Source organism: Acidobacteriota bacterium (assembly GCA_034211275.1).
Classification (GTDB): Bacteria; Acidobacteriota; Thermoanaerobaculia; order Multivoradales; family JAHZIX01; genus JAGQSE01.
In genome coordinates, this window is record JAXHTF010000088.1 from 1 (window position 1) to 25,652 (window position 25,652).

At 67.4% G+C, this 25,652-nt stretch carries 22 protein-coding genes; 5 read left to right on the top strand and 17 right to left on the bottom strand.

The window, feature by feature from the left end; genetic code table 11:
• The first annotated feature begins 265 nt into the window (after nt 1-265).
• Nucleotides 266-706: an IS200/IS605 family transposase gene (gene tnpA / locus SX243_14320; GenBank protein ID MDY7094141.1), complete on the top strand. Its 441-nt coding sequence runs from the start codon at nt 266-268 to the stop codon at nt 704-706.
• Between the two features lie 6 nt (nt 707-712).
• Here the strand turns inward: tnpA and SX243_14325 are convergent, their stop codons facing one another.
• From SX243_14325 to rpsP, 10 genes are all read right to left on the bottom strand, one after another.
• Nucleotides 713-2,122: a replication-associated recombination protein A gene (locus SX243_14325; protein ID MDY7094142.1), complete on the bottom strand. Its 1,410-nt coding sequence runs from the start codon at nt 2,120-2,122 to the stop codon at nt 713-715.
• A 28-nt stretch (nt 2,123-2,150) separates the two neighbouring features.
• A complete protein-coding gene (locus SX243_14330; protein MDY7094143.1) occupies nt 2,151-3,161 on the bottom strand; it encodes an isocitrate dehydrogenase (NAD(+)) in 1,011 nt (336 codons plus the stop codon).
• Between the two features lie 298 nt (nt 3,162-3,459).
• Complete coding sequence (locus SX243_14335; GenBank protein MDY7094144.1) at nt 3,460-4,557, bottom strand: hypothetical protein; 1,098 nt, start codon at nt 4,555-4,557, stop codon at nt 3,460-3,462.
• A 43-nt stretch (nt 4,558-4,600) separates the two neighbouring features.
• Nucleotides 4,601-7,936, bottom strand: a complete 3,336-nt coding sequence (locus SX243_14340) for a tetratricopeptide repeat protein (GenBank protein MDY7094145.1) — start codon at nt 7,934-7,936, stop codon at nt 4,601-4,603.
• Complete coding sequence (locus tag SX243_14345) at nt 7,936-8,610, bottom strand: ribonuclease HII (GenBank protein ID MDY7094146.1); 675 nt, start codon at nt 8,608-8,610, stop codon at nt 7,936-7,938. Before SX243_14345 ends, SX243_14340 begins: the two co-directional genes overlap by 1 nt.
• A 99-nt stretch (nt 8,611-8,709) precedes the next feature.
• On the bottom strand, nt 8,710-9,090 hold the full coding sequence (gene rplS / locus SX243_14350) for a 50S ribosomal protein L19 (GenBank protein MDY7094147.1): 381 nt from the start codon (nt 9,088-9,090) through the stop codon (nt 8,710-8,712).
• A gap of 57 nt (nt 9,091-9,147) precedes the next feature.
• The gene (gene trmD, locus SX243_14355) at nt 9,148-10,101 is read right to left on the bottom strand and encodes a tRNA (guanosine(37)-N1)-methyltransferase TrmD (GenBank protein MDY7094148.1); all 954 of its coding nucleotides are present in this window, start codon (nt 10,099-10,101) and stop codon (nt 9,148-9,150) included.
• Nucleotides 10,083-10,610, bottom strand: coding sequence for a ribosome maturation factor RimM (gene rimM / locus SX243_14360; protein ID MDY7094149.1), 528 nt, complete (start codon nt 10,608-10,610; stop codon nt 10,083-10,085). The genes trmD and rimM overlap by 19 nt, the downstream gene beginning before the upstream one ends.
• Before the next feature lie 10 nt (nt 10,611-10,620).
• The gene (locus SX243_14365) at nt 10,621-10,866 is read right to left on the bottom strand and encodes a KH domain-containing protein (GenBank protein MDY7094150.1); all 246 of its coding nucleotides are present in this window, start codon (nt 10,864-10,866) and stop codon (nt 10,621-10,623) included.
• A gap of 1 nt (nt 10,867) precedes the next feature.
• Nucleotides 10,868-11,158 carry a 30S ribosomal protein S16 gene (gene rpsP, locus SX243_14370; protein ID MDY7094151.1) on the bottom strand — a complete coding sequence of 97 codons (291 nt, stop codon included), beginning with the start codon at nt 11,156-11,158 and terminating at the stop codon, nt 10,868-10,870.
• 358 nt (nt 11,159-11,516) lie between these two features.
• Between rpsP and SX243_14375 the strand changes: the two genes are divergently transcribed.
• A complete protein-coding gene (locus tag SX243_14375; GenBank protein MDY7094152.1) occupies nt 11,517-12,704 on the top strand; it encodes a hypothetical protein in 1,188 nt (395 codons plus the stop codon).
• Nucleotides 12,705-13,000: 296 nt separating this feature from the next.
• On the opposite strand, the gene SX243_14380 is transcribed toward SX243_14375, so the two are convergent.
• The 4 genes from SX243_14380 to SX243_14395 all read right to left on the bottom strand — a co-directional run bounded on the left by SX243_14380 (nt 13,001) and on the right by SX243_14395 (nt 16,487).
• The gene (locus SX243_14380; protein ID MDY7094153.1) at nt 13,001-14,032 is read right to left on the bottom strand and encodes an IS110 family transposase; all 1,032 of its coding nucleotides are present in this window, start codon (nt 14,030-14,032) and stop codon (nt 13,001-13,003) included.
• A 96-nt stretch (nt 14,033-14,128) separates the two neighbouring features.
• Nucleotides 14,129-14,755, bottom strand: a complete 627-nt coding sequence (locus tag SX243_14385) for a hypothetical protein (GenBank protein MDY7094154.1) — start codon at nt 14,753-14,755, stop codon at nt 14,129-14,131.
• 141 nt (nt 14,756-14,896) lie between these two features.
• On the bottom strand, nt 14,897-15,229 hold the full coding sequence (locus SX243_14390) for a hypothetical protein (protein MDY7094155.1): 333 nt from the start codon (nt 15,227-15,229) through the stop codon (nt 14,897-14,899).
• Between the two features lie 64 nt (nt 15,230-15,293).
• Nucleotides 15,294-16,487 carry an acyltransferase gene (locus SX243_14395; GenBank protein MDY7094156.1) on the bottom strand — a complete coding sequence of 398 codons (1,194 nt, stop codon included), beginning with the start codon at nt 16,485-16,487 and terminating at the stop codon, nt 15,294-15,296.
• A gap of 674 nt (nt 16,488-17,161) precedes the next feature.
• On the opposite strand from SX243_14395, the gene SX243_14400 reads away from it, so the two are divergent.
• Nucleotides 17,162-18,199 carry a hypothetical protein gene (locus SX243_14400; GenBank protein ID MDY7094157.1) on the top strand — a complete coding sequence of 346 codons (1,038 nt, stop codon included), beginning with the start codon at nt 17,162-17,164 and terminating at the stop codon, nt 18,197-18,199.
• Here the strand turns inward: SX243_14400 and SX243_14405 are convergent.
• Nucleotides 18,196-18,576 carry a hypothetical protein gene (locus tag SX243_14405; GenBank protein MDY7094158.1) on the bottom strand — a complete coding sequence of 127 codons (381 nt, stop codon included), beginning with the start codon at nt 18,574-18,576 and terminating at the stop codon, nt 18,196-18,198. The genes SX243_14400 and SX243_14405 overlap by 4 nt on opposite strands.
• A complete protein-coding gene (locus SX243_14410; protein ID MDY7094159.1) occupies nt 18,573-19,292 on the bottom strand; it encodes a TLC domain-containing protein in 720 nt (239 codons plus the stop codon). The genes SX243_14405 and SX243_14410 overlap by 4 nt, the downstream gene beginning before the upstream one ends.
• Before the next feature lie 252 nt (nt 19,293-19,544).
• Between SX243_14410 and SX243_14415 the strand changes: the two genes are divergently transcribed.
• On the top strand, nt 19,545-21,623 hold the full coding sequence (locus SX243_14415) for a glycosyltransferase family 39 protein (GenBank protein MDY7094160.1): 2,079 nt from the start codon (nt 19,545-19,547) through the stop codon (nt 21,621-21,623).
• Between the two features lie 19 nt (nt 21,624-21,642).
• Here SX243_14415 and SX243_14420 read toward each other — a convergent pair whose 3' ends face one another.
• A complete protein-coding gene (locus SX243_14420; GenBank protein ID MDY7094161.1) occupies nt 21,643-23,688 on the bottom strand; it encodes a HEAT repeat domain-containing protein in 2,046 nt (681 codons plus the stop codon).
• Nucleotides 23,689-23,959: 271 nt separating this feature from the next.
• On the opposite strand from SX243_14420, the gene SX243_14425 reads away from it, so the two are divergent.
• The gene (locus tag SX243_14425) at nt 23,960-25,306 is read left to right on the top strand and encodes an inositol-3-phosphate synthase (protein ID MDY7094162.1); all 1,347 of its coding nucleotides are present in this window, start codon (nt 23,960-23,962) and stop codon (nt 25,304-25,306) included.
• Nucleotides 25,307-25,652: the final 346 nt, after the last annotated feature.

Below are 25,652 nucleotides of genomic sequence, written 5' to 3' on the forward strand. Positions count from 1 at the left end.
GGCTCACTACTCGAGACTCAATGCCCCCGCCCTCGCCCCGGGATCAATCCCGGGGCTACCCAGGACCCCGCCGGATGAATCCGGCTCCCTGAGCCTGCTCCACCACTCCCTCCCCTCCGGAGCCAGCGGAGCTGGCGGAACCTGAGTAGCCCGGGGATTGGATCCCCGGGCGGAGGCGACGACGCCCAGATCGCCAACTACCCCGCCCCAGCGTCCACCAATCCGCTACGATCAGAGGCATCGACAGATCAATCGGAAGATCCCAATGCCCTACTTACAGCTGCACTACCACCTTGTCTGGACGACCCTGAACCGAGAACCATGGATCCAACCAGAGGTCGAGGAAGCGGTCCATCGCTTTCTCTGGGAGAAAGCCCTCGAGCTGGATGCGCGCGTTTTCGCGGTCAACGGAACGGCCGATCATGTGCACATGGTGGTGAGCATTCCGCCCAAGATCGCCGTGGCTCGCTTGGTTGGACAGGTGAAGGCCTCGTCGTCAGCACGAATCAATAGAGCCCCATGGATGGCGCATAGGTTTCGCTGGCAGAGCGAGTATGGCGCCTTCACCATCGGCCGGAAGCAACTGAACAAGGTCGTGGAGTACGTCAAGCGACAAAAGCAACACCATGCCGCCGGAACAACGATCCCGATCCTCGAACGGGATCAGGAGACATCCACGGCAGGACAGGCAGACGGACGGCGCTAGGAAGTACTACTCCCGCCGCCGCCGCGCCCGCTCCTTCAACCCCCGTAGCTCCTCCAGCCGCCGCGTCAGCCGCTCTTCGAAGCCCCGCCGCGTGGGTTGGTAGAAGCGGGTGCCGGCGAGCTCGTCGGGTAGGCAATCGATGCCGCCGACGCCGTCTTCCTGGTCGTGGGCGTAGACGTAGCCCTGGCCGTAGCCGAGGTCGCCCATGAGACGGGTGGGGGCGTTGCGGAGAGCCTTGGGAACGGGGGCGGCGGGGAGGTCGGCAAGGGCCTTCTTGGCGGCCTTGGAGGCGCGGTAGAGGGCGTTGCTCTTGGGGGCCAGGGCGAGGTAGACGGCGGCCTGGACCAGGGCCAGGTCGCCCTCCGGGGAGCCCAGACGGTGGTAGGCCTCCCAGGCGGTGAGGGCCTGCTGGACGGCGCGGGGATCCGCCAGGCCGACGTCCTCGCTGGCGAAGCGCAGCATGCGGCGGGCGATGTAGTGGGGATCTTCGCCGGAGTCGAGCATGCGGGTGAGCCAGTAGACGGCGGCGTCGGGATCGCTCTCGCGCAGGGATTTGTGCAGCGCGGAGATGAGGTTGAAGTGCTCCTCGCCGCTCTTGTCGTAGAGCAGGATCTTGCGCTGGGCCACCCGCTGCACCGCCGCGGCGTCGACCACGGCGCGCTGCTCGGAGACGGCGTCCGCCACGATCAGCTCCAGGAGATTGAGGGCGCGGCGGGCGTCACCGTTGGCGAGGCCGGCGAGAGTGGCGAAGGCGTCGTCGTCGAGCTCCACCGGTTCTTCGTTCACGGTGCGCGAGCCCAAGCCCCGCTCCCGATCCTCCAGAGCCCTGCGCAGAAGAGTGGTGAGGGCCTCGTCGCTCAACAGCTCCAGCACCACCACCCGGCAACGGGAGAGCAGCGCGGCGTTGAGGGAGAAGGACGGATTCTCGGTGGTGGCGCCCACCAGGACGATGTCGCCGCGCTCGACGTAGGGCAGGAAGGCGTCCTGCTGGGCGCGATTGAAGCGGTGGATCTCGTCGACGAAGACCAACGTGCGGGCGCCGTTGGCCCGGCGCAGACGCTCGGCGTCGGCCATCACCGCCTTGACCTCCTTGATGCCGGAGGTGACGGCGCTGAAGGGAACGAAGTGGCTGGAGGTCTCGCCGGCGATGATCCGCGCCAGGCTGGTCTTGCCGGTGCCCGGCGGCCCCCAAAAGATCAGCGACGGAACCCGATCCTCGGCGATGGCGCGGCGCAGGAAGGAGCCCTCCCCCGCCACCGCCGCCTGCCCTACAACCTCGTCGAGGCTGCGCGGGCGCAGCCGCTCGGCAAGGGGAGCGCCGGCTTCCGAGGGTGCCCCCGGGCCTCCCGAACCGGAGGAATCCGAAGGCTGGGAAGCCGGCAGCTGATCGTCGAAGAGACCCGGTTCTCCGCTCATGGCCTGGCAGCCCTCGGACAGGGCCGGATCAGCCCGCCTCGTCCATGGCCCGCACCACCGCCTCGGCGAACTCGGTGGTGGAGGCGTTGCCGCCCAGATCGCCGGTGTGCACCCGATCGACCACCAGCACCTGGTGGACGGCAGCGGAGATGCGGTCCGCCGGCTCGGTCTTGCCTAGGTGGCGCAGCATCATGACGGCGGAGCGCAGCAGTGCCAGGGGGTTGGCTTTGCCCTGGCCGGCGATGTCCGGGGCGCTGCCGTGGACCGCTTCGAACATGGCCACGTTCTCCCCCAGGTTGGCGCCGGCGGAAACGCCCAGGCCACCCACCAGCCCGGAGCACAGGTCGGAGACGATGTCGCCGTAGAGGTTCTCCAGCAGCAGCATGTCGAAGGTCTCCGGACGGATCACCAACTGCATGCACAGGGCGTCGATGATGCGATCGTCGGCCTCGATCTCCGGATAGTCCTTCGACACCTCGTGGAAGCACTTGAGGAAGAGGCCGTCGGACATCTTCATGATGTTGGCCTTGTGCACCGCGGTGATGCGCTTGCGGCCTTCCCGGCGGGCATACTCGAAGGCGAAGCGGGCGATGCGGGTGGAGGCCTTCTCGGTAATCACCTTGAGGCTCTCCACGACACCGGGAATCACCTCGTGCTCGAGGCCGGTGTAGAGACCCTCGGTGTTCTCGCGCACGACGACGATGTCGACGTCCTCGAAGCGATTCTGGATCCCCGGCGTGCTCTGGGACGGCCGCAGGTTGGCGTAGAGGTCGAGGCTCTGGCGCAGCTGGACGTTGATGGAGCGGAAGCCCTTGCCCACGGGGGTGGTGACGGGGCCCTTGAGGGCGACTTTGTTGCGCCGGATGGACTCCAGAACGCTCTCCGGCAGCGGCGTGCCGTGACGGGACAGGGCCTCGCTGCCGGCGAAGTGCTTTTCGTACTCCAGGTCGGCGCCGGCGGCGTCGAGGATGCGCACGGTGGCGCCGGTGACCTCCGGACCGATGCCGTCGCCGGGGATCAGGGTGATGGTGGTGCTCATAACGGTATCTACCTCTCTCTGCTGCGCCTGGCTAGAGGGCGGTGAGGCCTCGGAGTGGAGCAGCTCGGTGAAATCAGAAGGGCTGGTGAATCGAGACGATCAGGTGGGCTCGGCAGCCGGAACGGGTCAGCGAGCCACCTCTTCAAGGGTATCCGAATCTACCACCGGAAGGGTTGTTGGTGACCAGGTTCGGAGAGATCCGGATCCGGCGCTCCCAGGGGGAATCCCGCGGCAATCGAGGCCCGTGGGCGCTTCGGCCCTGACCGTAGCCCGGGGCGAGGGCGGGGCGCTGGACCCCCTACTCTTCCACCGCGGGCTCGGAGCGCAGGGAGACCCAGCTCACCTCGAAGCCCTCGCTGAAATCGAAGACCTGGTCCAAGGTCCGCACCGCCGCCCCCTTGGCGAAATCGAAGCAGAGATCCCCCGTGTCCAGCTGCCCGTCGCCGTTGTGGTCGCGGTAGAGCAGGACGACCCGGTCGAGTACCTGAACCAGATCCCCGGGGGCCACTCCATCATCCCCCCAAGACACCGAGCCGTCGAGGATCAAGGACTCCCAGCGGAGGTCCGCGGCGGTGCGGCCCTGAATCTCCAGGAGCTCTCCCAGGACTCCCAGCCGGGTGAAGGCCAGCCGCTGCCCGGTGAGATCCCGCAATCCGGCGCGCATTTCCCCGGACGACGGCCCGGTCGGCTCGATCTGGGTCAGCCCGAAGACTTCGGAGGCCGGCCCCAAGATCCCCGGCAGGCGCACCGTCACCGTTGGGAAGGTCGCCGCCTCCGCCGGCAACCGCGCCGCGCCCCAGCTCTTGAATCGCTGATCCGGGACCAGCGCCTCGTCGTCGCTGAACACCTCCAGACGTACGTGGTAGCGCTGGGTGCCGAAGGCAGGACGGTCGGCGCCGAAGAGGTAGTCCTCATTGATACTCTCCGACGGCTGGACCTGCCCCGGGATCGACCAAGCCTGGGGCCAGGACGGGCGATAGAGATCTTCGAAGTGGAAGCGCTGGAGCTGCTCTGCGGTCTCCAGCTCCAGGTACGGCAGGCCACCCTCGACGCTGAACCACAGGATCTTGGGATTGCGCCCGCGGTCCCACCGTCGCAGCGCCGAATCGGCCACCGGCCCATCGGGGAGCCGCAAGGCCGGCGCTTCGGTGTAGAACACACGACTGCCGTCCCGGTCCTCGGCCTCGAGCACGGCGTGAAGCCGGAAGGGACTGCCCTCTTCCACCGCTACCGGCCCGACCACCGCGACTCCGCTGCCCTCGGCCTCGATGGCCACCCAGGCTGCCACGGGCTGGGGCAGGAAACGTTCCTTGGCGGACGGATAAAAGAGCAGAGCGAGGATCACCAAGGCGGCGAGGACGACGACGGTGAGGGTGATCTTGCGTTCCGGGCTCATGGTGACTCCTTCAATGGGTCTCCTAGGGCAGCAAAACGAAGGTTCAAGCAGGGCGGGTCTCGGCGACCCGCGATGCGATGTCCCGGAAGTTGGTGTTGATGCCGTAGACCTCGACGAAGGCCTTGTGGGCGTTGGCAGTGTCGCCGGTGGTGAGGTAGACCTCGCCGAGATCGTAGAGCAGAGCGAGGGTGTCCTCCTCGCTGATGTCCGGGGTCTTGAGGCCCTGGGTGTACCACTTCACCGCCAGCTCCGGCAGCCCCTTCTCGAGGAAGCAGATGCCGAGCATGGAACAGCACTGTACGAGGTGGACGGGAGACTTGGCGGCGATCTGGAACTCGCCGATGGCCTCGTCCAGAAGCCCCATCTCGCGGTAGGCGATGCCGAGATCGAAGTGGGTCTCGTAGTCTTCCGCCGACAGAGCTTCCGCCACCCCTTGTTTGAAGCCTTCGACGATCTCTTCCAGGCTTTGCTCTTCGGCGGGCTCGGTGCCCACGGCGTCGCTCACCGAGAGCTCCTCTTCCAGCTCCGCCCCGAGATCGAAGAAGCTTTCCTCCTCGTCGAAGAGTTGATCGTCGCTCTCCGGCTGGGCCTCGCGGCGGGCCGAGACCTCGTCCAGCCAGCTGGTACCGGTGTCGTCCAGGTCGACGATGTCCTCAGCGGCGGAGGCGGCGACCGGCGGCGGCAGCGCCCCGCTGGCGGGCTCCATGAAGGAGAGAGCATCTTCGATGTCGCTGTGGTCTTCGAGCTCTTCGTCCTCGCTCTTGGGGACTCCGATCTGCACTTCCACGGGACCTTGGTCGGCTTTGGCCTCCTCTGCCGCGCTCTCGACGCCCGCGCTCTCGTCCCCTGCGCTCTCGACCCCCGGGCCCGCATCTTCCGGCTCCGAAACCACGCCGTCGGCTAGGGCGGCGGCGGGCTCTTCCTCCGTCGGTGCCACAGCGGTCGGGGGAGCGGCCTCGGCCTCCGGCGACTCGTCCGCCGGCGGCGCCTCGGTGGCGGAAGCCTCCGGCAACGGACTCTCCGGCACGGGCTGTTCCGGGCTCGGAGGCCGAGCCGGCTTCTTGGCGGCCATGCCGAGGATGCGCTCGACCTCGCTGTCCTGGCTCTTGCGGCGCTTCTTCTTGCGCGGCGCCGGAACGTCGTCGAGGAGGGATTCCAGCAGCTGGTTGATGCGCTTCGAGGAGTCGGCGGACAGAGGTTTGCTGCTGGGCGCCGGCGATGCCGCTGCGGGCTCCTCGCCGGGTTCTGCCACAGCGGGTTCTTCAGAGGCCGACTCCTCGGCAAGAGGCTCCTCGAAGGCTGGCTCCTCGAAGGCTGGCTCCTCGAAAGCCGGCTCCTCGAAAGCGGCTGGCTCGGTCTCGGGAGCCTCCGCCGTCAGCTCCCCGCCGTACTCGACCGCCGGCTCCGAAGGCAGATCGCCGAAGGCCGCATCCGCAGCCCAGTCGGTAGCCTGCTCCGGCATTTCCATGCCCGGCTCCGGAGCGGCCCCTTCCGGAGCGACCGCCTCCTGCTGCTCTCCCCACTCCTCGTCCTCCAACTCGTCCAGGTCGCCGAGACCGAGGCTGAAGCCGGAGGGCTGCTCCGCCGGTTCCTCAGCAGGCGCTTCGAAGGAAGGCTCTTCGAAGCTGGGCGCCTCTAGGTCGTCGAGGTAGAGCTCCTGCTCCGGAGCCTCGGAAGCTTCCTCGAAGGATGCCTCTTGAACGGGCTCTGCTTCAGTGGGCGCCGCTTCCGCGGGGGCCTCCAGGTCGCTGAAGTCCAGGTCCTGGAAGCCTCCGTCTTCGGCGGGCGATGGCTCGGCGGGGGGCGGCTCGGCCGCCTCTTCGGCCAGCGAAGTACCCGCCGCCGGCGCGGACTCCAAGAAATCCAGATCGTCTTCCGCCGCCACCGGCGGTGGAGCCTGGAACGAAACCTGGGCCTCCGCCAGCATTTCCAAGACCTGGCTCCAAGCCTCGGTTTCCTGAGCGCCGGGCTGAACCCCCAGGCGTTCCGCCACCTGGAGAGCGGAGTCCTTCTCGTCGTTCTCCAGATAGAGCTGGACCAGGATGCGGTGGGCCCCGGCGTGCTCCGGATGAGTTGCCAGCACCTGCTGAACGCGCTCCAGAGCCTTCTCTCGCAGCCCATACTTGGCCAGCACTTCGGCCTCGGAGAGGTAGTCTTCGTTGATCGCCCCCGCCACCGGCTTGTTCGCCGCCGGCTCGGAAACCTCGAGGTCCAGGTCCTCCTCCAGGCCCAGGTCCTCGTCCTCCAGCCCTCCTCCCAGGCCACCACCGAAGTCGAAATCCGCCTCGGTGGTCTCGGCTACTGCCTCGTCTCCGCTGGCCGCCAGATCTTCCAGCTCGTCGAGATCGAGCTCGAAGGTCTGCTGCTCGCCACCACCGGGGGCGCCGGCCTCCTCCCCCTCGCCGTCGAAGCCGAAACCGGGTTCCGGACGCTCCAGGACGTCCGCCGGCGGCCGCACCAGGCTCTCGCTCTCCTCCTCGCTCCAATCCATCACCAGATCGTCGCCGCCCGCCGTGGGCTGCTGGGCCGGGGTCTCTCCCACCGCCTCGTCCGCATCCCGCAGCGCCTGCATCAGCTCGGCATCGTCGCCCAGGAACTCGTCGGCGCTGTCCAGCACCTGCTCCGGCACCGGGCTCTGATCCGCCGGCGCTTCCTCCTCCGGCTCCAACAGCTCCTTAGCCGCGGGATTGCGCTGCGCTGCCGCCTCGACGACCCGCCGGGCGGCGTCCAGGGCGCCGGCTTTGCGCAGGCGGGCAGCGGCGTTCTCGACGAAGCCGAGGTCCTCGGCGCTGACGTCCAGGGCCCGGAGGAAGACCTGCTCCGCCTGCGGCACCTGGTTGTGGGAGAGCATGATGTCGGCGATGGAGCGATACTGCTCCATCGCTTTGTCCACCAGCTGCTGCTGATGGTAGAGCTCCGCCAGCTTGGCGCGATGGGAGGGGTCTTCCGGCTCCAGCTCCACCATGCGCTGGTAGATGGAGCTGGCGGAAGCGGAGTTTTCTTGGTTGACGTAGTAGTCGGCGAGGACCTGGTATTGGGTGCGCGCTTCGTTGACCAGGCCCTGACGGTGGTAGAGGTCCGCCAGCCGCTCGTAGACGCTCAAGCGGGTGGGATCGAGCTTGATGATCTTTTTGTAGATCGCGATGGCTTTGACGAAGAAGCCCTCGTCGGTGTACTGCCCTGCAATCTGGGTGAACAGCCGCACCGCCTCGTCAATGCGGTGGATGCGAGCGTACAGGTCCCCCACCCGGTTGAGGGTGTTGGTGTCCTTGGGCTGCTCCGCCAGGAGCTTGCGATACTCGCGGATCGCCGCCTCGACCTTGCCTCGGGAAACGAGTTTCTCGGCGTTGCGGACCAGCTTCTCGCGCTGCACCGCCATCAGCCCACCCCTTCCTGCGGAAGAGAGTCCTGCTGGCGGGGGAGCACCGAGCCGAAGGTCAAACGATGGACTGGACTGGGACCGTATTCGCGCAGCGCCTCCAGGTGGGCGGGGGCGCCATAGCCCTTGTGCTGGGCGAAGCCGTAGTGGGGGTAATGGTGGTCCAGCTGCTGCATGATGCGATCTCGGGCCACCTTGGCGAGGATGGACGCGCAGGCGACGGCGTAACACACGGAGTCACCCCGCACCATCGGCAAGCAGGGGATGGAGAGGCGCCGCAGGGGCACGGCATCCACCACCGCACAATCCGGCGATGGGTCCAGCTCGTCGAGAGCCTGGAGCATGGCCCGCCGGGTCGCCTCCAGGATGTTGATCCGATCGATGACCCGGGGCGAGACTTCCGCCACCGCCCAGGCCACCGAAGCCTGCTGGACTCGCTCCTCCAACCGCTCTCGAGCCGCGGCGGTGAGACGTTTGCTGTCGTCCACCCCGGGAATGCTCCGGCGGGGGTCGACGATCACCGCGGCGGCCACCACCGGTCCGGCAAGGCAGCCGCGGCCCGCTTCGTCCACGCCGGCGACGAGATCGAATCCAGCCACGCCGAGCAGGCGCTCCAATCCCCGCACCATGCGAAGGCGGTACGCCTCAGCAAATAGCTGTTCGATGGTCGCCAACCAGGACTCCTTGCCGGATCCTATCTCGATTCCCGCGGGGGCTCGAAGAACCCCCGCTCTCGGACGGCGCCGGCCGGCGTACCCGGCGCCACAGCGAGCTCAGCCAGCCGCTTTCGCAGCCTTCTTCTGGGGACGGTCCTCGCGGCGCTCCTCGATGCGGGCAGCCTTGCCCCGCAAACCCCGCAGATAGTACAGCTTCGAGCGGCGGACCTTGCCGCGACGCATCACGTCGATGTGATCGATGATGGGCGAGTGGATCGGGAAGATCCGTTCGACGCCGATGCCGCCGGAGATCTTGCGCACCATGAAGGATTCCCGGCTACCGCCGCCCCGGCGGGACAGCACGACACCCTGGAATACCTGAATGCGCTCCTTCTCACCCTCGCGAACTTTCACGTGCACGCGCACCGTGTCGCCGGCCCGGAACTCCGGGACGTCGTCGCGCAGATACGGACTTTCGACCTGATCCAACCTGTTCATGGCTTGCCACCTTCTCCTACATTGCGGCTTCGGCCGCTCTTTGCTGCGGAAGTTGAATTATTGATGAATCCCCGAGGATGGCGCAACCGCTGCCGTCTCGAGGCTGATCTCGTCGTTCTTCCTTTCGGCGGCCGGGGACGACTGTTCCTCGGCCGTTCTTCGTCTCTCGTGGCCCCGGGGGCCAATGGTCTCGGACCGTTCCGCTCGGCGGCTTGGGCCGACTCTATCGGAATGCCCACCCCTATCGTAAGACCCGAGGCGCTCCAATGCCCGCCGTTGGGCCGGGCTCAACGACCGCGGGTCTAAATCTTCCAGCAGGTCCGGCCGCTTGCGCGCCGTCATCTCCACCGCCTGCACCTGCCGCCACTCCTCGATGGCGGCGTGGTCGCCGGAGAGCAAAACCTGCGGCACTTCCATCCCTTCCACCTCCGCCGGGCGAGTGTAGTGGGGATGATCCAACAACCCGCGGCGAAAGCTGTCGTTCTCCACCGAGCCGGCCAACCCGACGACCCCGGGAATTTGCCGCGAGAGCGCCTCCACCAAGACCATGGCGGGAATCTCGCCGCCGGAAAGCACGTAGTCGCCGATGGACACTTCCTCGTCCACCACGGCCTCATAGACCCGCTCGTCGATCCCTTCGTAGCGACCGCAGAGCAATAGAAGCCATGGGCGGTCCGCCAGCTCCCGAACTTTTTCCTCGGTGAGCGGCGCCCCTTGGGGCGACATGGCCACCCGCCACGGTTTGCCGGCCGGCGCTCGGCCCTCTTCCGAAGGCGCCTCCGCCTCCGAGAGAGACCGCACCGCCGCGAGCCACGGCTGCGCCGTCATCACCATGCCGCCACCGCCGCCGTAGGGCTCATCGTCGACGCTGCGGTGGCGATCCTCGGTGTAGTCCCGCAGGTCGTGCACCGAGATCTCCATCCTGCCGCTCTCCACCGCCCGGCCCACCAGGCTGGTGCGCAGGAAGGGCTCGAAGAGCTCCGGGAAGATGGTTACGATTCCGATGCGCATGCTTCCACCAGTCCAGCGGGGAGGTCGAGCTCCAACTCGCCGGCGTCCAGATCCAGGCGGGTGATGAAGCGAGCGACGAAGGGGATGGGCACCTCTTGGGAGCCTCGGGCGGCGATCAACAGGGCACCGCCACCATCCTCCACCACCTCGACGATCTCTCCCAGGTCTCCGGCCGTCCGATCCCGGCAGCGACAGCCCACTAGCTGGTAGAAGTAGACCTCACCATCGGGCCTGGGCGGAGCCTTGGAGCGGTCGACCTCCAGCACCGCCCCGCGCAGCTCTTGGGCTTGGTCGCGGTCTTCGATGCCGTCGAAGCGCACCAGCAGACCGTCTCGATGAGCGCGGGAAGCGACGATGCGCAGGGTCCGGGGAGATCCTCCCGGAGGGGTGGCAAAGAGCTCGCCGCCGGATTCGAATCGCCGCGGATTGTCGCTTTCGACCTCGACCAAGACTTCGCCGCGAACGCCATGGGCACGGCGCACGGCGCCGACCCCCAGGCGTGCCGGCAAATGCCGAGGCTCAGGTATCGACGACCTCGAAGCCATAGCGCTGCCCTTCCTTCTCTCCGCGGAGCTCGAGGAGATTGCGCAGAGCGCGAATGGTACGGCCCTGGCGGCCGATCACCTTGCCGGTGTCACCGGGCGCCACTTCGGCTTCGAACAGAATCTCGTCCCGACGGATCGGCACTTCTTCGATCTCGATCTCGTCCGGCTCGTCCACCATCAGCTCCAGCACTTCCCGGAGCTCTGCGCTGATCTCGCTCATCTCAGCCCTGCTCGGCCGCAGCGGCCTCTTCGGCCGGAGCGTCCGCCGGAGCACTCGCCGGAGCGCCCTGACTGACCAACTTGGCCACCGTGGGCGAGAGCTGAGCACCCTGACCAACCCAATACTCGACCCGCTCGGTGTCCACCTTGAGGGTCACGGGCTCGGTGGTGGGATCGTAGAAGCCGATCTCCTCGACGGCCCGGCCCGTGGGCACGCGGCGGGAATCGGAAACCACGACCCGGTAAAAGGGGTTGTTGCGCGCCCCCATCCGGCGCAGCCGTATCTTCAACATCTTCAAGACCTCCAGGTACAACCCGTGGACCGGGCCGGACCGAGTTCGAATTTCCAGGACTTTCTTGAGCCCATAACGACAAAGGCGGCCGGGCAGCCGCCGCAAGGCGGGAAGTCTAACAGAAAAGCCAGTCTTCGGCCAGCACCTGCCGACAGCAGGAGCCGGGTCGTGGCGTTCGTGAAGACCTCTACCGGGTAGCGTAAGCTCCGCGGGCTAAATATTGCTTTCAAAAACAATTTTGAGCGCGACACGGATATGGACTACGGAACAAATCATCTGTTAAACAATCAAAGCATGCTCTTTCAGACCATGTCCGACGAAGATCGCCGACCACTTACCGGAGCCCGAGGAGTTGTCCATGACCGATGAACCCAAGCACCTAACCCAGGGTCAGTGCGACGCGCTGATGCGCGGCGAGCTACCCCCTCGACCCCTGGCACAGCAGCTCTTCCAGCACCTGCTGGACCTGTGCCCCGTCTGCCTCGAAGCCTGGCAGAGCTACCGCCAAGCGCTCAGCCAAGCCTCCGCCGGCGCCTTGCCCGGCCCCCCGGAGACCGCCGAGGAGCTGAGCGAGACCGTGCGGCTGACCATCGAGCGCATCAGCGCGCTACGGGAGCGGGTCCAGCGAGAGCGCGGCCAGGCCGACGAGCTACTGCGCGAGCTGCGTCAGCTGCCGGATCTGCGAGCCCGCGTCACCCGGGTCCGCCGGAGCCGGCGGTTTCGCAGCTGGGCGCTGTGCGAGCGGCTCTTCCAGGAGAGCCACAACCTGAGCTTCGAACGCCCGGCGCAGGCCGCCGACTTCGCCGAGCTCGCCATCGAGGCAGCCTGGGCCCTGGACGACCAAAGCCTGGGACGGGAGCTGATCAGCGATCTGCTGGCCCGCGGCTGGGTCGCCTTGGGCAACGCCCGCCGCCTGGGCGGGCAGCCCTCGCTGGCGGCGGAGACCTTCGCCATGGGGCAATTCTTTCTCGAGCAGGGCTCGGGGGATCCCCTGGTTCTGGCGGAGATCGCCGGACTGGAGGCGCTGTTGCGCCGGGACCAGCGCTACTTCCCCGAGGCGATGCGGCTTCACGACCGCTGCGTCACCATCTACCGCGACCTGGAGGACGAGCAACAGCTGGGCAGCGCGCTGCTGCAGCGGGCGGTGACCCGAGCCGCGGCGGGAGAGCTGGAAGCCGCGGTGAGCGAGCTGCGGCGCAGCCTCGAGCTACTGGACCCGGAAGTGGATTCGAGGCTCGCGCTATGCGCCCGCCACACCTTGATCCTCTACCTCCAACGCCTCGGAGAGCAGGACGAGGCGGAGCTCTTGTTGGCGGAGCTGGCCCCCACCGCGGCCCGGCCGACGGATCCCTGGAGCCGCCTGCGGCGCCGCTGGCTGGATGCGGAGATGGCTCGGGCGGCGGGTCGCGCAGAGGAAGCAGAGTCAGCCTTCGCTGAGGTGCATTGGGCCTTTGTGGAGGGCGGCGTCTTCCACCGCGGCGCCATGCCGCCACGGTCTCTCATGGCGGTGCTGGCGGACTCGGCGGATCCGACCCAAGATGCCTAGCAGCCCTATCTGGACTCCTCGTGTCAAAGCAGCTCCTTCGGTGAGCTCGGATCGGTAATGCAAAGGTCTGTGCAGCAGCCATATCTCCGGCCTCTGGAATGAGCCTCTCCGGGCTCGGGCCATGATGGAAAGTCGCGCGTCGAGAGCCAATCAGTGTGTACGGCCTCGAAGGCCAAGGCTGCTATCGGCTTCTCTCGGCGCCGGCGTGACGGTTTTGCATCCCTGTCATCTCAAGCTACACGTGGGCGAGGTCTCCTCTTCTCGTACCTGGATTCTGGGGGTTGGGGTTTCTGAGCTCAAGCGGCAAGCATCTGGCTCTGGTACTGCTCGTGCCGACTCCAGACAGCCCACACGATCCGGGCGAGCTTGTTGGCCGTGGCTACGGCCGCTTTGTTGTGGCCACGGGATTGCTGTTTCTTCAGGGCCCAGGACTGGAGGCGATCCGGCTGCTCACGCCTCCGAGCTGACCAAAGCAGGGAGCGAGCTCCGTGGACCAAGAGCATTCTGAGATAGGAATTGCCCTGTTTGCTGATCCGGCCCAATCGCCGGACCTGCCCGCTGGAGCGCTCTCGGGGCGTCAGGCCCAGGTAGCTCGCGAAGTGGCGAGCTGTGGGGAATCGCCTTACATCTCCGACAAGTGCCACCAAGGCTGTCGCCGTCAGTAGACCGATCCCGGGGATCGTCTGCAGCTGCTGAGCTTCTGGCATTTGCCGAGATAGGGCTTTGAGATCGTTCTCGCAGGCCTTGACTCGCTTTTCGAGGTCCCGAATCTCCAGGCAGGCTTCTGCAAGCGCCGGGCGCAGGGCGTCGGGAAGCCCCGACTCGCTGTCCTCGATCAGCTCCCAGACTGCCGGAACGACCTTGCGGGCGCCCACGGGGATGAAGACGCCGAATTCGCGCAGCAGCCCTCGCAAGGTGTTGACCCGAGCGACGCGGTCCCCGAGCCATTGCGACCGCAGGCGATGCAGCGCGGTGAGAGTTTGCTGCGGCACGGTCTTGACCGGTACCGGCCGGATCTCCTCGTTGCGGAAGGCCTCGAGGATCGCGCAGGCATCCGCGTGGTCGGTCTTGTTGCGCCGGACGTACGGTCGCACATAGGCCGGAGGAAGCAGCACCGGCTGGTGTCCGAGGGCTTCGAGCTCTCGCGCCCAATGATGCGCGGAGGTGCACGCCTCCAGCACGACGGTGGCAGCCGGCTGCTGGGCGAAGAATCTCAGCAGCTTCGTCCGAGAGAGCCGATGGGTCTGGGCGACTTTTCCCGGTCGGTTGGACACCGCGATCTCGAACACGTTCTTTGCAACATCAATGGCAATCGTCGTAGTCTTCATGACGGACTCCTCCTTAGCTTTGAGTGGCTAGAGCGACTTTGGCACGATGATGCCGCATTCAGTCGCGGGAGGAGTCCATCCCATCAGTGGTCAAAGTCAGACGCCGGCGGGCTCCCCGTCGGCGGTATCCTCTTCGTCCGCCGGCTCCGGTTCGGCCATGGGCTCGGCGGCGGCAGCCGGGGACGTCAGGGCCCCGGTGTGGTAGCCCACCACCGCCACCGCCAACCGAGCACCGGCCCCCTGAATCGGCACCGCCACCTCGGTAACCCCGGCGGCAGCACCGGCACGGCTGGTGAAGGTATCGGCGGAGCGGGCCCAGTCGCCCAGAGCTCCGGCACCGCCGGTCTCTGCGACCTTGCGGTCACTGGTGGCGAAGACGCCGCCTTCCGCCGACAGCACATGCACGAAGTCGACCTCGGAGATCTGCAGCAAATCCCCGATGGCAGCGTCCACCGACGAGCGGTCTGCCGCCAACACGGCAGGCTTGATGCCGGAGGTGAAGGCCCGCGCCACCGTCTCCGCGGTGGTCACCGACAGCGCCCCTACGGCGGCGGCGTGCTCGACGTCGCGGGCAGCCAGCTGCTCCGCCGCCTCCTCCTCCACCTGCGCTACCTGCTCGGCCCCACGATGCTCGCTCCATTGCCAGAGGGCGGCGAGGGCCACCGCCGCCAACAGCAGCAACAGAGACAAGAACTTCCACAAAGATGAACCTTTATTCGCCATGACTTTTCTCCTCGATCCCATTCTTCGGGCTATTGAACAAATTCAGTCTATAAGCAGCCCGCTGAGGCCGACAACGGCACCGGCTTCCGCCCGACCCCCGGCGGATCCGGCGAAGGCGACTTCTGTAAGTCGCTGTATCGCCTACGACTTCGCCTTCTTACGCTTCTTCTTGGCCTTTTTGCCCTTCTTCTTAGACTTCTTGTCTTTTTTGTCCTTCTGTTGCCGCTTGGCCTTTTTCTTCTTTTTCTTCTTCCCGTCCTTCTTCTTGGACTTCTTCTTTTTCTTCTTCCCCTTCTTGCCACCGTCCACCTCCGAGAGCTCGGCAGCCAGCGAGGGGATGGGCAGGTTGTACCAATCCGCCGAGGCGGTGCCGCCGGGGGGCGTTCGGAAGGTCCCCTCCCCATACAGAGGGCACCGGCGACAGGCCGTCCCCTTTCTCTCGTAACGGTGGCAACAGATCTTCTTGAGCTTCATCGCTGCTGTTCAACCTATCAGGCCTGGGCGGAAGGAGCAGCGGAAAATCCTCGCCGGACCTGCCTCAGATCCGATCCTTGAGCGCCAGGAAGGGCCGCTCTACCAGGTAGTGGAGCAGCAGTGCCGCCAGCGCGGAGACGGCGCAGAAGAGGGGGAAGTAGAGGGCGAATTGGAGCTCCAGGGACAGGCCGCCATAGCCTGGCCAGCTCGACAGCCAAGCCAGCAGGCTGTCCATGAAGACCATATGCACCAGGTACAGCGAGTAGGAGAGCTTGGAGATGACGAAGAGGCCCTGGCCCGACAGCCATCCGTTGAGGGCCGTGCGACCGGCCAGCAGTCCCAGCATCAGGGCCGCGAAGGCCAGGGCTAGAGCGCTGCCCAGAAGCGCCGCCTCCCACCGTGCCACCGTGTCCGCCAGCGGTGCCGGCACCAGCAGCAGGAGCACCGCCACCGCGCCGCCGATCTGCAGCCGCACCGCCCGCCGCCCCTGGGCCAGCCAGCGACGAGTCTCCGGCCGAGCGTAGAGGAAGGCACAGGCGCAGCCGGCGATGAGGCCGTCGAAGCTGGCGTGGAAGGGGCTGCGCAGGGAGAAGAAATACTCCTCGTAACCCAGCTCGCCGCCGGGATGGAGGACGAAACGGAGCACCGCTGGGATCCAAAACAGCACTCCCAACACGGCAACCCACCGCCAGCGAGCCCGGCCGGCGGCGGCGCTGGCGAGGCCCAGAGGCACTACCAGCAGCGGCGCCACGAGGTAGAACTTCTCCTCCACTCCCAGGGACCAGAAGGCGACGACGATATCCGCCGGCAGGTAGTCCTGAAGGAAGAGCAGGTGGTAGGCGGTGCGCCACCCGAGATCCTCGCGGCTTATCGCGTAGCCGGGCACGCCGCCGAGGACCACCAAGAGCAGAAAGGCGTAGTAGGCGGGGACGATACGCAGCAGCCGCTTCTGCACGTACCGCCGGGCCTGGGGCCGCCAGGAGTCGGCGCTCCAGCGGCGCAACAAGTGGTAGGCGATGAGGAAGCCACTGAGGACGAAGAAGAGGTCGACACCGGACCAGCCGTTGATCAGCAGGCTGGCGCCGTTCCAAGGCCCGAGCTGGAAGAACGGCTGCTCCGGCGAGAGAAAGACTTTGCTCCCGTGGCGCCCCAGCACCAGGAGAATAGCCAGCGCCCGCAGGCCGTCGAGCTCCACGATGGCGTGGGGTGAACGCTCGAAGCGCAGGCTGGGGAGGACTCTTTCAACGATCCGGGACACGATGCTCCTCCCTCGAGAGCTCTCAACGGATGAATCTGAGCAGAACCGGGCTCGCTCCAGCGGCGGGGGTGGTGCTGGCAAGATACCAAAGTCGGCACCGGTCTCGCTCCAGCGTGAGACTGAGCCATGGAGCGCGGGAGCGAGGAAGAGGTCCTGGCAGCCGACCAGGGGTAGGGGCAGGTCTTGTGCCTGCCCTCGCTATTCCGGCGGGTTCGTCCCGGGCGACCACAAGGGTCGCCCCTACCGGCTGGGGCGAGACCTCTGGGGTCGGAGCCAACTGGTGGTCGGCGGTATTCACACCTCGTTCCCACGGTCCACCGTGGGAACCGCAGCGTTTCCGCGAGCACAGTTGCCGAAGCCCCGCTCCAGCGGGGCGGACAGAGGTCTCCAGCAGGACGACTCCAAGCTGCTGACCGGTGGTCGTCCCCCACCCACGACGCTGGAGCGTCTCCCCTGGCGCTCCCACGCTGGAGCGAGGGAGCGAGGGAGCGAGGGAGCGAGGAAAATGCTGCGAACTCGCTCCTAGCCTCTCCGGTCCACCGCTCGCCAGCGTTGTTATACTTCCCATCTCCCCCCAGCGACTTCACAGGCCAGCAAGCCAGAGGCCAACAACCGAGAGGCAAGCGATCATGGACGGTCAGACTCTTCCCAAAACCGCTCTCGGGAGCGCCGCGATGGCCAACCCCCGCGGTTGGCTGCGCAACGCCCCCTTCGATCTCACCCTCATCGTCGGCGTGGCGGCCATCGCCCTGCTCTCCGGGGGCATCGTGCTGGTGCAGCCCCAGCTCTTTCCGGTGATCCTCTTCATCGACCTCTGGCTGCTGGGCTATCAGCACGTGGTGTCCACCTTCACCCGGCTGACCTTCGACACCGAAAGCTTCCGCCAGCATCGATTCCTGGTCCTCGGCCTGCCGGTGATCGTCCTCGCCGTGGTTCTCGCCGGCGCCTGGGTGGCGGGAGCGTGGATTCTCTCCACCACCTATCTCTACTGGCAGTGGTTCCACTACACCCGCCAGAGCTACGGCATCGAGCGGGCCTACCGCCGCAAGGTCTCGGGCCAGGTCGCCGGGCACCCGGATCTGACCCGCTGGGCCCTTTACCTCGTGCCGCTGTGGGGGATCCTCTACCGCTCCTATCAGAGCCCGGAAACGTTCTTGGGTATCGAGCTCAAGGTGTTGCCGGTGGCCGGCCCGGTGGTCTTCGTCGCCGGCCTCGCGGCGCTGGCGGCGCTGGCGGCCTGGGGTTCTCAAGTGGTGACGGCGCTGGTGCGGGGAGAACGGCTCCAGGCCCACACCCTCTACGTCGCCTGCCACATGGTGATTTTCGTGGTCGGCTACCGGCTGATCGAAGACATCAATTTCGGCTGGCTGGTGGTCAACGTCTGGCACAACGCTCAGTACATCCTCTTCGTGTGGATGTTCAACAACCGGCGGTTCCGGGAGGGCGTGGACCCGCAGGCGCGCTGGCTCTCCTTCATCAGCCAGCGGCGCAACTGGCCGCTCTACTTCCTGGTCTGCCTGGTGCTCTCCACCGCCGTGTACTTCGGCCTCGAGCGCTTCCTGAGAATCATCCAGAGCTACTCCACCCTGCCCCTCATCCTCATCGCCTATCAGGCCATCAACTTTCACCACTACCTGGTGGACGGAATGATCTGGAAGCTGCGCAAGAAGCCCCTGCAGCAGACCCTGGGCATCGAGGGCCAGGCTAGCTAGTCGGCTACGGGATCAGCCCGCCGGAAAAGCGGATTGCGGCCGGCGGCCAGCTCTACCAGCACGTCGTCCCCGGTAGCGAGAAGCGGCGTGATGTTCTGGCTGGTGTAGCCGACGCCGACCGAGGAGCGCCACCGAAGGTCGACCTCCAGCGGCCGCTCCTCCGGTAGGGTGATCACCACCTGATCGCCGGCGGCGAGGTCGGGAATGGTCTCTCGAAAGGGCCCCAGGCTCACCTGGATGCTCTGCAGCGGCTGGCTGCCGATATTGCGCACCACCAGCTGCGCCGGCTCGTCGCTGCCACAAGCCCCCAACGACGACAAGACCAAGAGGACGAGCAGCCAGCGAGCCGCTCCAGCCAGGCACCAGCGGGAATTCATGGGGACTCCTCCACGAGCGGCTCTTCACGGGCCCCTTCGAGCCCCACCAGCCCCGCCCAAAGCCGCCGGATCCAGAAGAGATCCAACGCCACGAGGCAGCCGGCCACCGCCACGCACAAGGGGTAGATAAAGGGCAAGGCATCCCCCGGCGGCCGTAGCACCGCCCACACCGCCACCCCGCCGACAAAGAACCAGGCCGGCACCCGCCACAGGCAGAGGATGGAGAGGCTGGCGACCACGGCGCGACGCTCCAATCGGCGGTCACCGGTGAGCTTGCCCCAGGCTCCTAGACCGGTGGCCACGGGCATGGCCTCGGCGGTGAGGGCAACGGCGATGACCGCCTGGCCGAAGCCAAAGCCCAGGGAGACGGCGCAGGCGGCGAGCCCCAGGAGATGGTGCAGAATCAGGTCACGGCGAGGCTGGGAGCCCTGAACCAGAGCTCCGTAGGCCAGCCACAGCAGGTCCGCCACCAGATGACCGGCGAGGAAGACCACCACCGCGCTGGCCGGCGAGCTGAATTCGTGGGGGGTCAAGAAGGCCCGGCGCCACAGCGGAAAGAAGAGCACCAGCGAGCCCAGGCCCACCAGTACCAGGAAGACCGAGGCCAGGCCTCGGGAGACCTTGAGCTCGACGTGGAAGGGTGCCTCGAGCCATCGCCCCACCGCCCAGTGGAGCACCAGAAAGCCCGCGGTGGAAGAGAGGAAGAGACTCAGCACGGACCGGCTCCCGGATCGCCGGCTTTTGCTCCCCGCCGCCGCGGATGCTGCCATAATTCGCCCATCGAGCTCACCTCCGTGCCTCCATTCTGCCTGTGGATCGTTCGCAGGAAAAGGGGGGCGAGGGGCCACGACCCTCGAACATCACCTCGATCTATGCCCAACCTTCGCCCATCCCAGCTCTCCCGCCAACCTCCTCGGCGGAGCCGAAACCTCCCTCGATCCTGCCGCCTGGTCGCAGGTTTGGCGCTGGTGCTGCTGGTGCCCTGCTGGCTGCTCGACGTCAGCGGGGTTGGCGCCGAATTTTTCGCCAACGCCGGGCGCGGCCTGCTGCTGGTCGGTCTCGCCGCCCTGGCCGGCGGTCTGCTGCTCTCCGCCGGTGGCCTCCGAGGTTCCCACCCCACCGCCCGCCGCCGCCGTCTGCTTCTCGGGCTGCTGGTGCTGGCCCTGGCGGTGCGCCTCGCCGGCGCCGACTTCGAAGTCGAAGAACGAGCCTATCGGGACGAGGGGACCTACTATCACCACGCCAGTGAGATCAACCAGGGGGAGCTGCTGCGCTGGAGCTTCATCTATCCCCACCTGCTCTACTACGGCTATGCCTTCCTGCTCTGGCTGAGCCAGCTCTTCCCCGGGCTGTGGAGCAGCCTGTGCGCCTCAATCTACGGCGTCACCGAACCCCTGGCCCGGGATTGGCTGACCCTGCGGCTGGCGGTGGCGGTGCTCTCCGCCGCCACGGTGGTCCCGGTCTTCCACCTCGGCCGTCTGCTCGGCGGCACCCACCGGGAGCAACGAACGGGAGAGCTGGCAGGAGCCCTGGGAGCGGCGCTGCTGATCTTCTCTCCGGCGTTCAACGAGGGCTCCCACCTGATCATCTCCGACGTCCCCTCCGCCTGCTTGGCCACTTTCTGCCTGCTGCCGGTGGCTCGGCTGCTCTACCGGGAGCGGCGGCGGGACTATCTGGCAGCGGGGGTCTTCTCGGGCCTGGCGGCGGCGGCGAAATATCCCGCCGGCATCGTGGCGGTGGCCATCGTCGCCGTGTGGGTCTACGGCCGCTGGCGCACCCGCCGTTTCTCCTTCGGGCTCCTGTGGGCCGGCCTCGCCTCCCTCGCCGCCTTCGTGGCGGCCATGCCCAGCCTGCTGTGGGCTCCGGGCCACGCCCTCAGCGGCGAGGGCATGCTCTTCGGCTTCGTCCAATACTCCCAGGGCGGCTGGATCGGTGTGCAGCCGGATAGCCACCTGCTCTTCTACGGCCGGCAGCTGACCGAGAGCTTCGGCTGGTTGGCGGTGCTCTTGGGCCTGGCTGGCCTGGCCCTGCTGCCCCGGCGGCGCTGGTCCAAGGTGCTGTGGATGCTGCCCTTCCCGGTGCTCTACCTGGGGCTGATCACCGGCATGCACATGGTGGTGCGACGCAATCTCTACCCCGCCCTGCCGGCGATGGCGATGCTTCTGGGACTGGGGCTGGCGGTGCTCGTCCTGCGCCTGCGAGGTTGGTTCCAGACCCGCTCCGGAGGCCGACTACGACCGGCGACGATGGTCCCCACCGCCCTGGTGGCGTTGACCCTGGTGGCTCCGATCCACCACACCCTGGTGCAGAGCTCCGGCCTGGTGCGGGCGAGCACCCGCGAGCTCGCCGCCCGCTGGATCGAAGAGACCCTGCCGCCGGGGGCCGGCATCGTGCGGGAGGCCTACACCCCGAAGCTGGACCCGGCCCAATACGCCGTCTGGCGCCTGCGCTTCGCCGCCCACATCCCACCGGAGACGCTGGAGAACGGCGACCAAGACTTCGTGCTCCTGGCCTACAACGCCTACGCCCGCTTCCTCGACCCGGCCAATCTGACCAAAGAGCACCACCACCTCTACGCCGAACGCTACCGGCGCATGCTCGACAGCTATCCGGTGGTGCAGGAGTTTCGGCCCTCGGCGGGGCGGCGGGGGCCGTGGCTACGCTTGCTCAAGGTGCCGGTGGAGATCCCTCGCCAACCGCGCCGCCAACCTCTCCCCGCGGCCCGCGCCTTCGTCCCCGACGGCTCCATGGCTCCTCAGAAAGAAGGGGCTCCAGTGCGCTACACCCGCCCCGGCCAGTGGGCGCTGCTCAAGACGCCGCTGGCCGCCGGTGAGTATCGGGTGCGGCTGGACGCCTCCTCCATCGAAGCGGGAGTCGAGCCGGAGCTTCGACTCCGCACCCTCGGCGAAGCCACCGTCGAGGATGCGGAACCGGCCCTGGGGGGCTGGCGTTTCCGGCTGCCGGCGGCGGACAAGGTGCTCTTCTATGTGTACTTGCCCGAAGGGTCGGAGCTGCGGGGGTTGGTGGTGATTCCCGCTGGTGGGTGAGGGCTCTGCAATTCCAAACTCAGAGTCGCCGCGCACTCTCGATGCGATCCCCCACCTCCAGCAGGTCGATCACCTCCAGCCCTTCCTCCACCTGCCCGAAGACGGTGTAGTTGCCGTCCAGGTGCGGGGTGGGGAGATGGGTGATGAAGATCTGGCAGCCGCCGGTGTCCTTGCCCGCCTTGGGCATCCCGACGGTGCCGCGGCGGAAGGGGACGGGGTTGATCTCGTCCCGCAGAGTCCGATCACCGCTGCCCCAGCCGTCGCCCCGAGGATCGCCGCCTTGGATGACGAAATTGCTCACCACTCGATGCCAGAGCAGGCCGTCGTAAAAGCCCCGATCCACCAGGTCGAGGAAGTTGGCGGCGTGCACCGGAGCCTCTGAAGCCAAGACCCGCAGCACCAGGTCGCCGCGGGAGGTCTGGAGCACCACCCGCACGTCCTCCGCTGGCGCCTGACCCAGCAGCGGCGAAGGCCCCGGGGGATCCGTCGCCGGCGCCGCGGGAACCGAGACATCCTGCTGCGCCAGCGCCGTCCGCGCCCGGCTACGCACCGAGGACGCCGGGTCTTCCTGGGCCAGGATGGTGAGCAGGGCTTCGCCTCCCTCCACCTGCACGAGAGCGTCCACCACCCCCTCGCGAATCTCTACCCAGTCGTCGCCGGTGGAAGCTTCCAGCGCCCGGCCCAGGCTCACCAGAGGATCACTGAGACCGGCCTCGGGGACCAGCAGGACCGCCGTCCCGCGCACCGCAAGATCGTCGGCGGTGAGCGCATCCTCCACCGCCGGCGCAGCGTCCCCGCTCGCCACCAGTCCCTGGAGCGCGGCGGTGAGCACCCGGGTGTCGGGATCCTCCACCAGCCGCTCCAGCACCGGCCGGCCGGCTCCTTCGAGCTCCGCCGAAGCGGCAGCCCGGCCCGCGGCGAGGCGTAGGCGCCAGTCTTCATCCTGCGCCAGAGCCTGCAGCTGGTCTATGAAGCCCGCACCGCGGCGCTGGGCCAGGGCCTGGACGGCGGCGGATCGCACGGTCACCGAGGAGTCCTCCGCGAGAGCGCTCAGGGGGCTCAGGCTCGCCCCGTCCTCCCTTGCGCCCAGGACGGCGGCCACCGCTGCCCGCACGTGGAAGCTGGAATCCTCCGCCAACGCCACCGGCACCACCGCCGGCTGCTCCAGCCTGCGGGCTGCCAGCACCGCCTCCGTCCGCACCTGGGCGTCGGCATCCGCCAGCGCCGGCGCCAGGCTCTCGGGATTCACCGCTTCACCGGAGCGGCCCAGGGCTCGCACGCTCCACACCCGCACCCAGGAATCTTCATCCTCCAAAGCCTCGGTGAGCGCCGCCACCGCCGGCGCCGCGTCGTAGCGGGAGAAAGCGTGGGCCGCCGCCCGGCGCACCTCCACGGAAGGATCCGCCAAAGCCCCGGCGAGGGCCGTCACCGCCGCCTCGGGAAGCTCCGGCGCCTGCTCCACCTGGGCGCGCCACACCGGCACGAAGCGCAGGCGGAAGAGGGCGTGGGCCGCCGCCGCCCGCAGCTCCTCGTCCTCCGCCGCCAGCAGCGGGGTCAGCTCCTGGGCAGCCCCCTCCGGCGCCAGTTTGCCCAAGGCTTCGGCGGCCAGGGGTTTGAGCTCACCGTCGTCGCCGCTGAGGACGCGCTGGGCCGCCTGCACCGCCGATGGCGGCGGAGTCGCTCCGCGGGCCAGGCCGAGCTGACCGAGGGCGAAGAGGGCCTCCCGCTGCACCCGGGGGTCCGCATCCTGCACCGCCGCCGCCAGGGCCTCGGCGTAGGTGGAGCTCTGAATCCGCCCCATGGCCCGCGCCGCCCGCGCCCGCTCAGCGGCCTGGTCCGCGGTGAGGGCCTCCTTGAGCTCCTCGGAGCCCTCGATGCGCTGATCCTCCAGCCGCTGGATGGTCGACCACAGAGCGCTGTCGGCCTCCGATGCCTCGTCGGTAGCGGAGCCCGGCGGCGATTCCGGCGAGCAACCGACGGCGAGGGTGGCCGCGGCGAGGAGACAACCGAGGAAGAAACGCTGGGCTGGAGAAGGGGGGAAAACGCCGGGGAGGAAGGCTCTCATGGTGTTCCTTTCGAAACGGTGCGGACCACGAGACCTCGGCGGACAGGGGCCGAGATCGAGCCCAACACGCTCCCTGTTTTCGAACTGAATGATCGGACTCTATTTTCGGACTCGTTCGAGGCGCCAAATGCTAGCACGGCTATGGCTCCGACCCTCCGGCGCTACGCACGGGGCGGAGTCCGGCTTATACTCGGACCTTCTCACCGGCGGTCCCGATTGAGCCGCCCGCCGGCCACCTCGACCATAGCCTCCCCAAGCTGGTTGGAGACCCATGACCCACGCGAGCCAAGACTCTTCGTCCCCCCAACCCGATCAGGCCCCTCCGCGCCTCGGCGTCCTGCTCCCGGGTATGGGTGCAGTGGCCAGCACCTTCGTCGCCGGCGTTTTGGCGGTGAACAAGGGCTTGGGACAACCGGTGGGGTCCATGACTCAGCTAGGCCATATCCGGCTGGGCAAGCGCACCGAGGACCGCAGCCCGAAGATTCGGGACTTCGCCTCGCTGGTCCCCATCGACAGCCTGGTCTTCGGCGGCTGGGACATCTTCGGCGGCGATCTGCTGGAGGCCTGCGAGACCGCCGGCGTGCTGGAGCAACCGCTGCTCGATCAGCTGGCGGACGACCTGCGCGCCATCCGGCCGATGCCCGGGGCCTTCGATCCGAACTTCGTCCGGCGGCTCAACGGCACCGAGATCAAGAGCGGCAGCCGCCGAGAGCTGGCGGAAGCCCTGCGCGAGGACATTCGCAACTTCAAGGCGGAGCACGGCCTGGAGCGCTGCGTGATGATCAACTGCGCCAGCACCGAGGCTTTCCTGGAGGTGAGCGAGGCGCACCAGAGCCTGGAGGCCTTCGAGGCGGCGCTGGATCGGGATGACCAAGAGGCCATCGGGCCGACCATGCTCTACGCCTACGCCGCGCTGATGGAGGATGTGCCCTACGCCAACGGCACTCCCAGCCTGGCGGCGGACATCCCGGCCCTGCTGGAGCTGGCGGATCAGCGGCAGGTGCCGGTGGCGGGCAAGGACTTCAAAACCGGCCAGACCCTCCTCAAGACGGTGCTGGCACCGATGTTCAAGGCCCGCTGCCTGGGCGTCCAGGGTTGGTTCAGCACCAATATTCTGGGCAATCGGGACGGCGAGGTGCTGGACGAGCCGAGCTCCTTCAAGAGCAAGGAGATGACCAAGCTCGGCGTCCTCGACACCATCCTCCAGCCGGATCTCTACCCGGATCTCTACGGCGACCTCTACCACAAGGTGCGAATCAACTATTACCCGCCGCGGGGGGACGACAAGGAGGGTTGGGACAATATCGACTTCTACGGCTGGCTCGGCTACCCGATGCAGATCAAGGTCGACCTGCTCTGCCGGGACTCGATCCTCGCCGCCCCCATCGTGCTGGACCTGGCCCTCTTCCTCGAGCTCGCTCAACGCCACGGCAAGAAGGGCATCCAGGAGTGGCTGAGTTTCTATTGGAAGAGCCCCATGACCGCCCCCACGGTCTACGCCGAGCACGACCTCTTCATCCAGCTCACCAAGCTGAAGAACAATCTGCGCCACATGGTGGGAGAGGACCTCATCACCCACCTGGGGACGGAGTATTACGAGGATGATTTCGAGGGTTGACTCTCAGGCTTCGGCGCCCCAGCGGAGTCGGATTCGGCTCAGCTCAGCCCCGCGAGGGGTTGAAACCGCCTCGCTAGTGCATCTCGCCCCGGCCGGGGCGACACCCCCGCCCCACCTCCCTTCCTGAGAGCGCCGGCTTCTAGCCGGCTCTGGGGCGGGCGGGGGCCGGATCAGCGCTCCAACTGCAGCGTGTACGTAGCGATCTCCTCCTCCGGCCCCGGCTGGGTGCGGGTGAGGCTTAGAAACGCCGGCCCCTCGGGCAGTAGCCGCCGCGGCAGCGCCACTTGCAGGCCGCGCTGCTGGAGATCGTAGAGCCCATCGCTGGACCACAGCTCCTCGCCCTCCC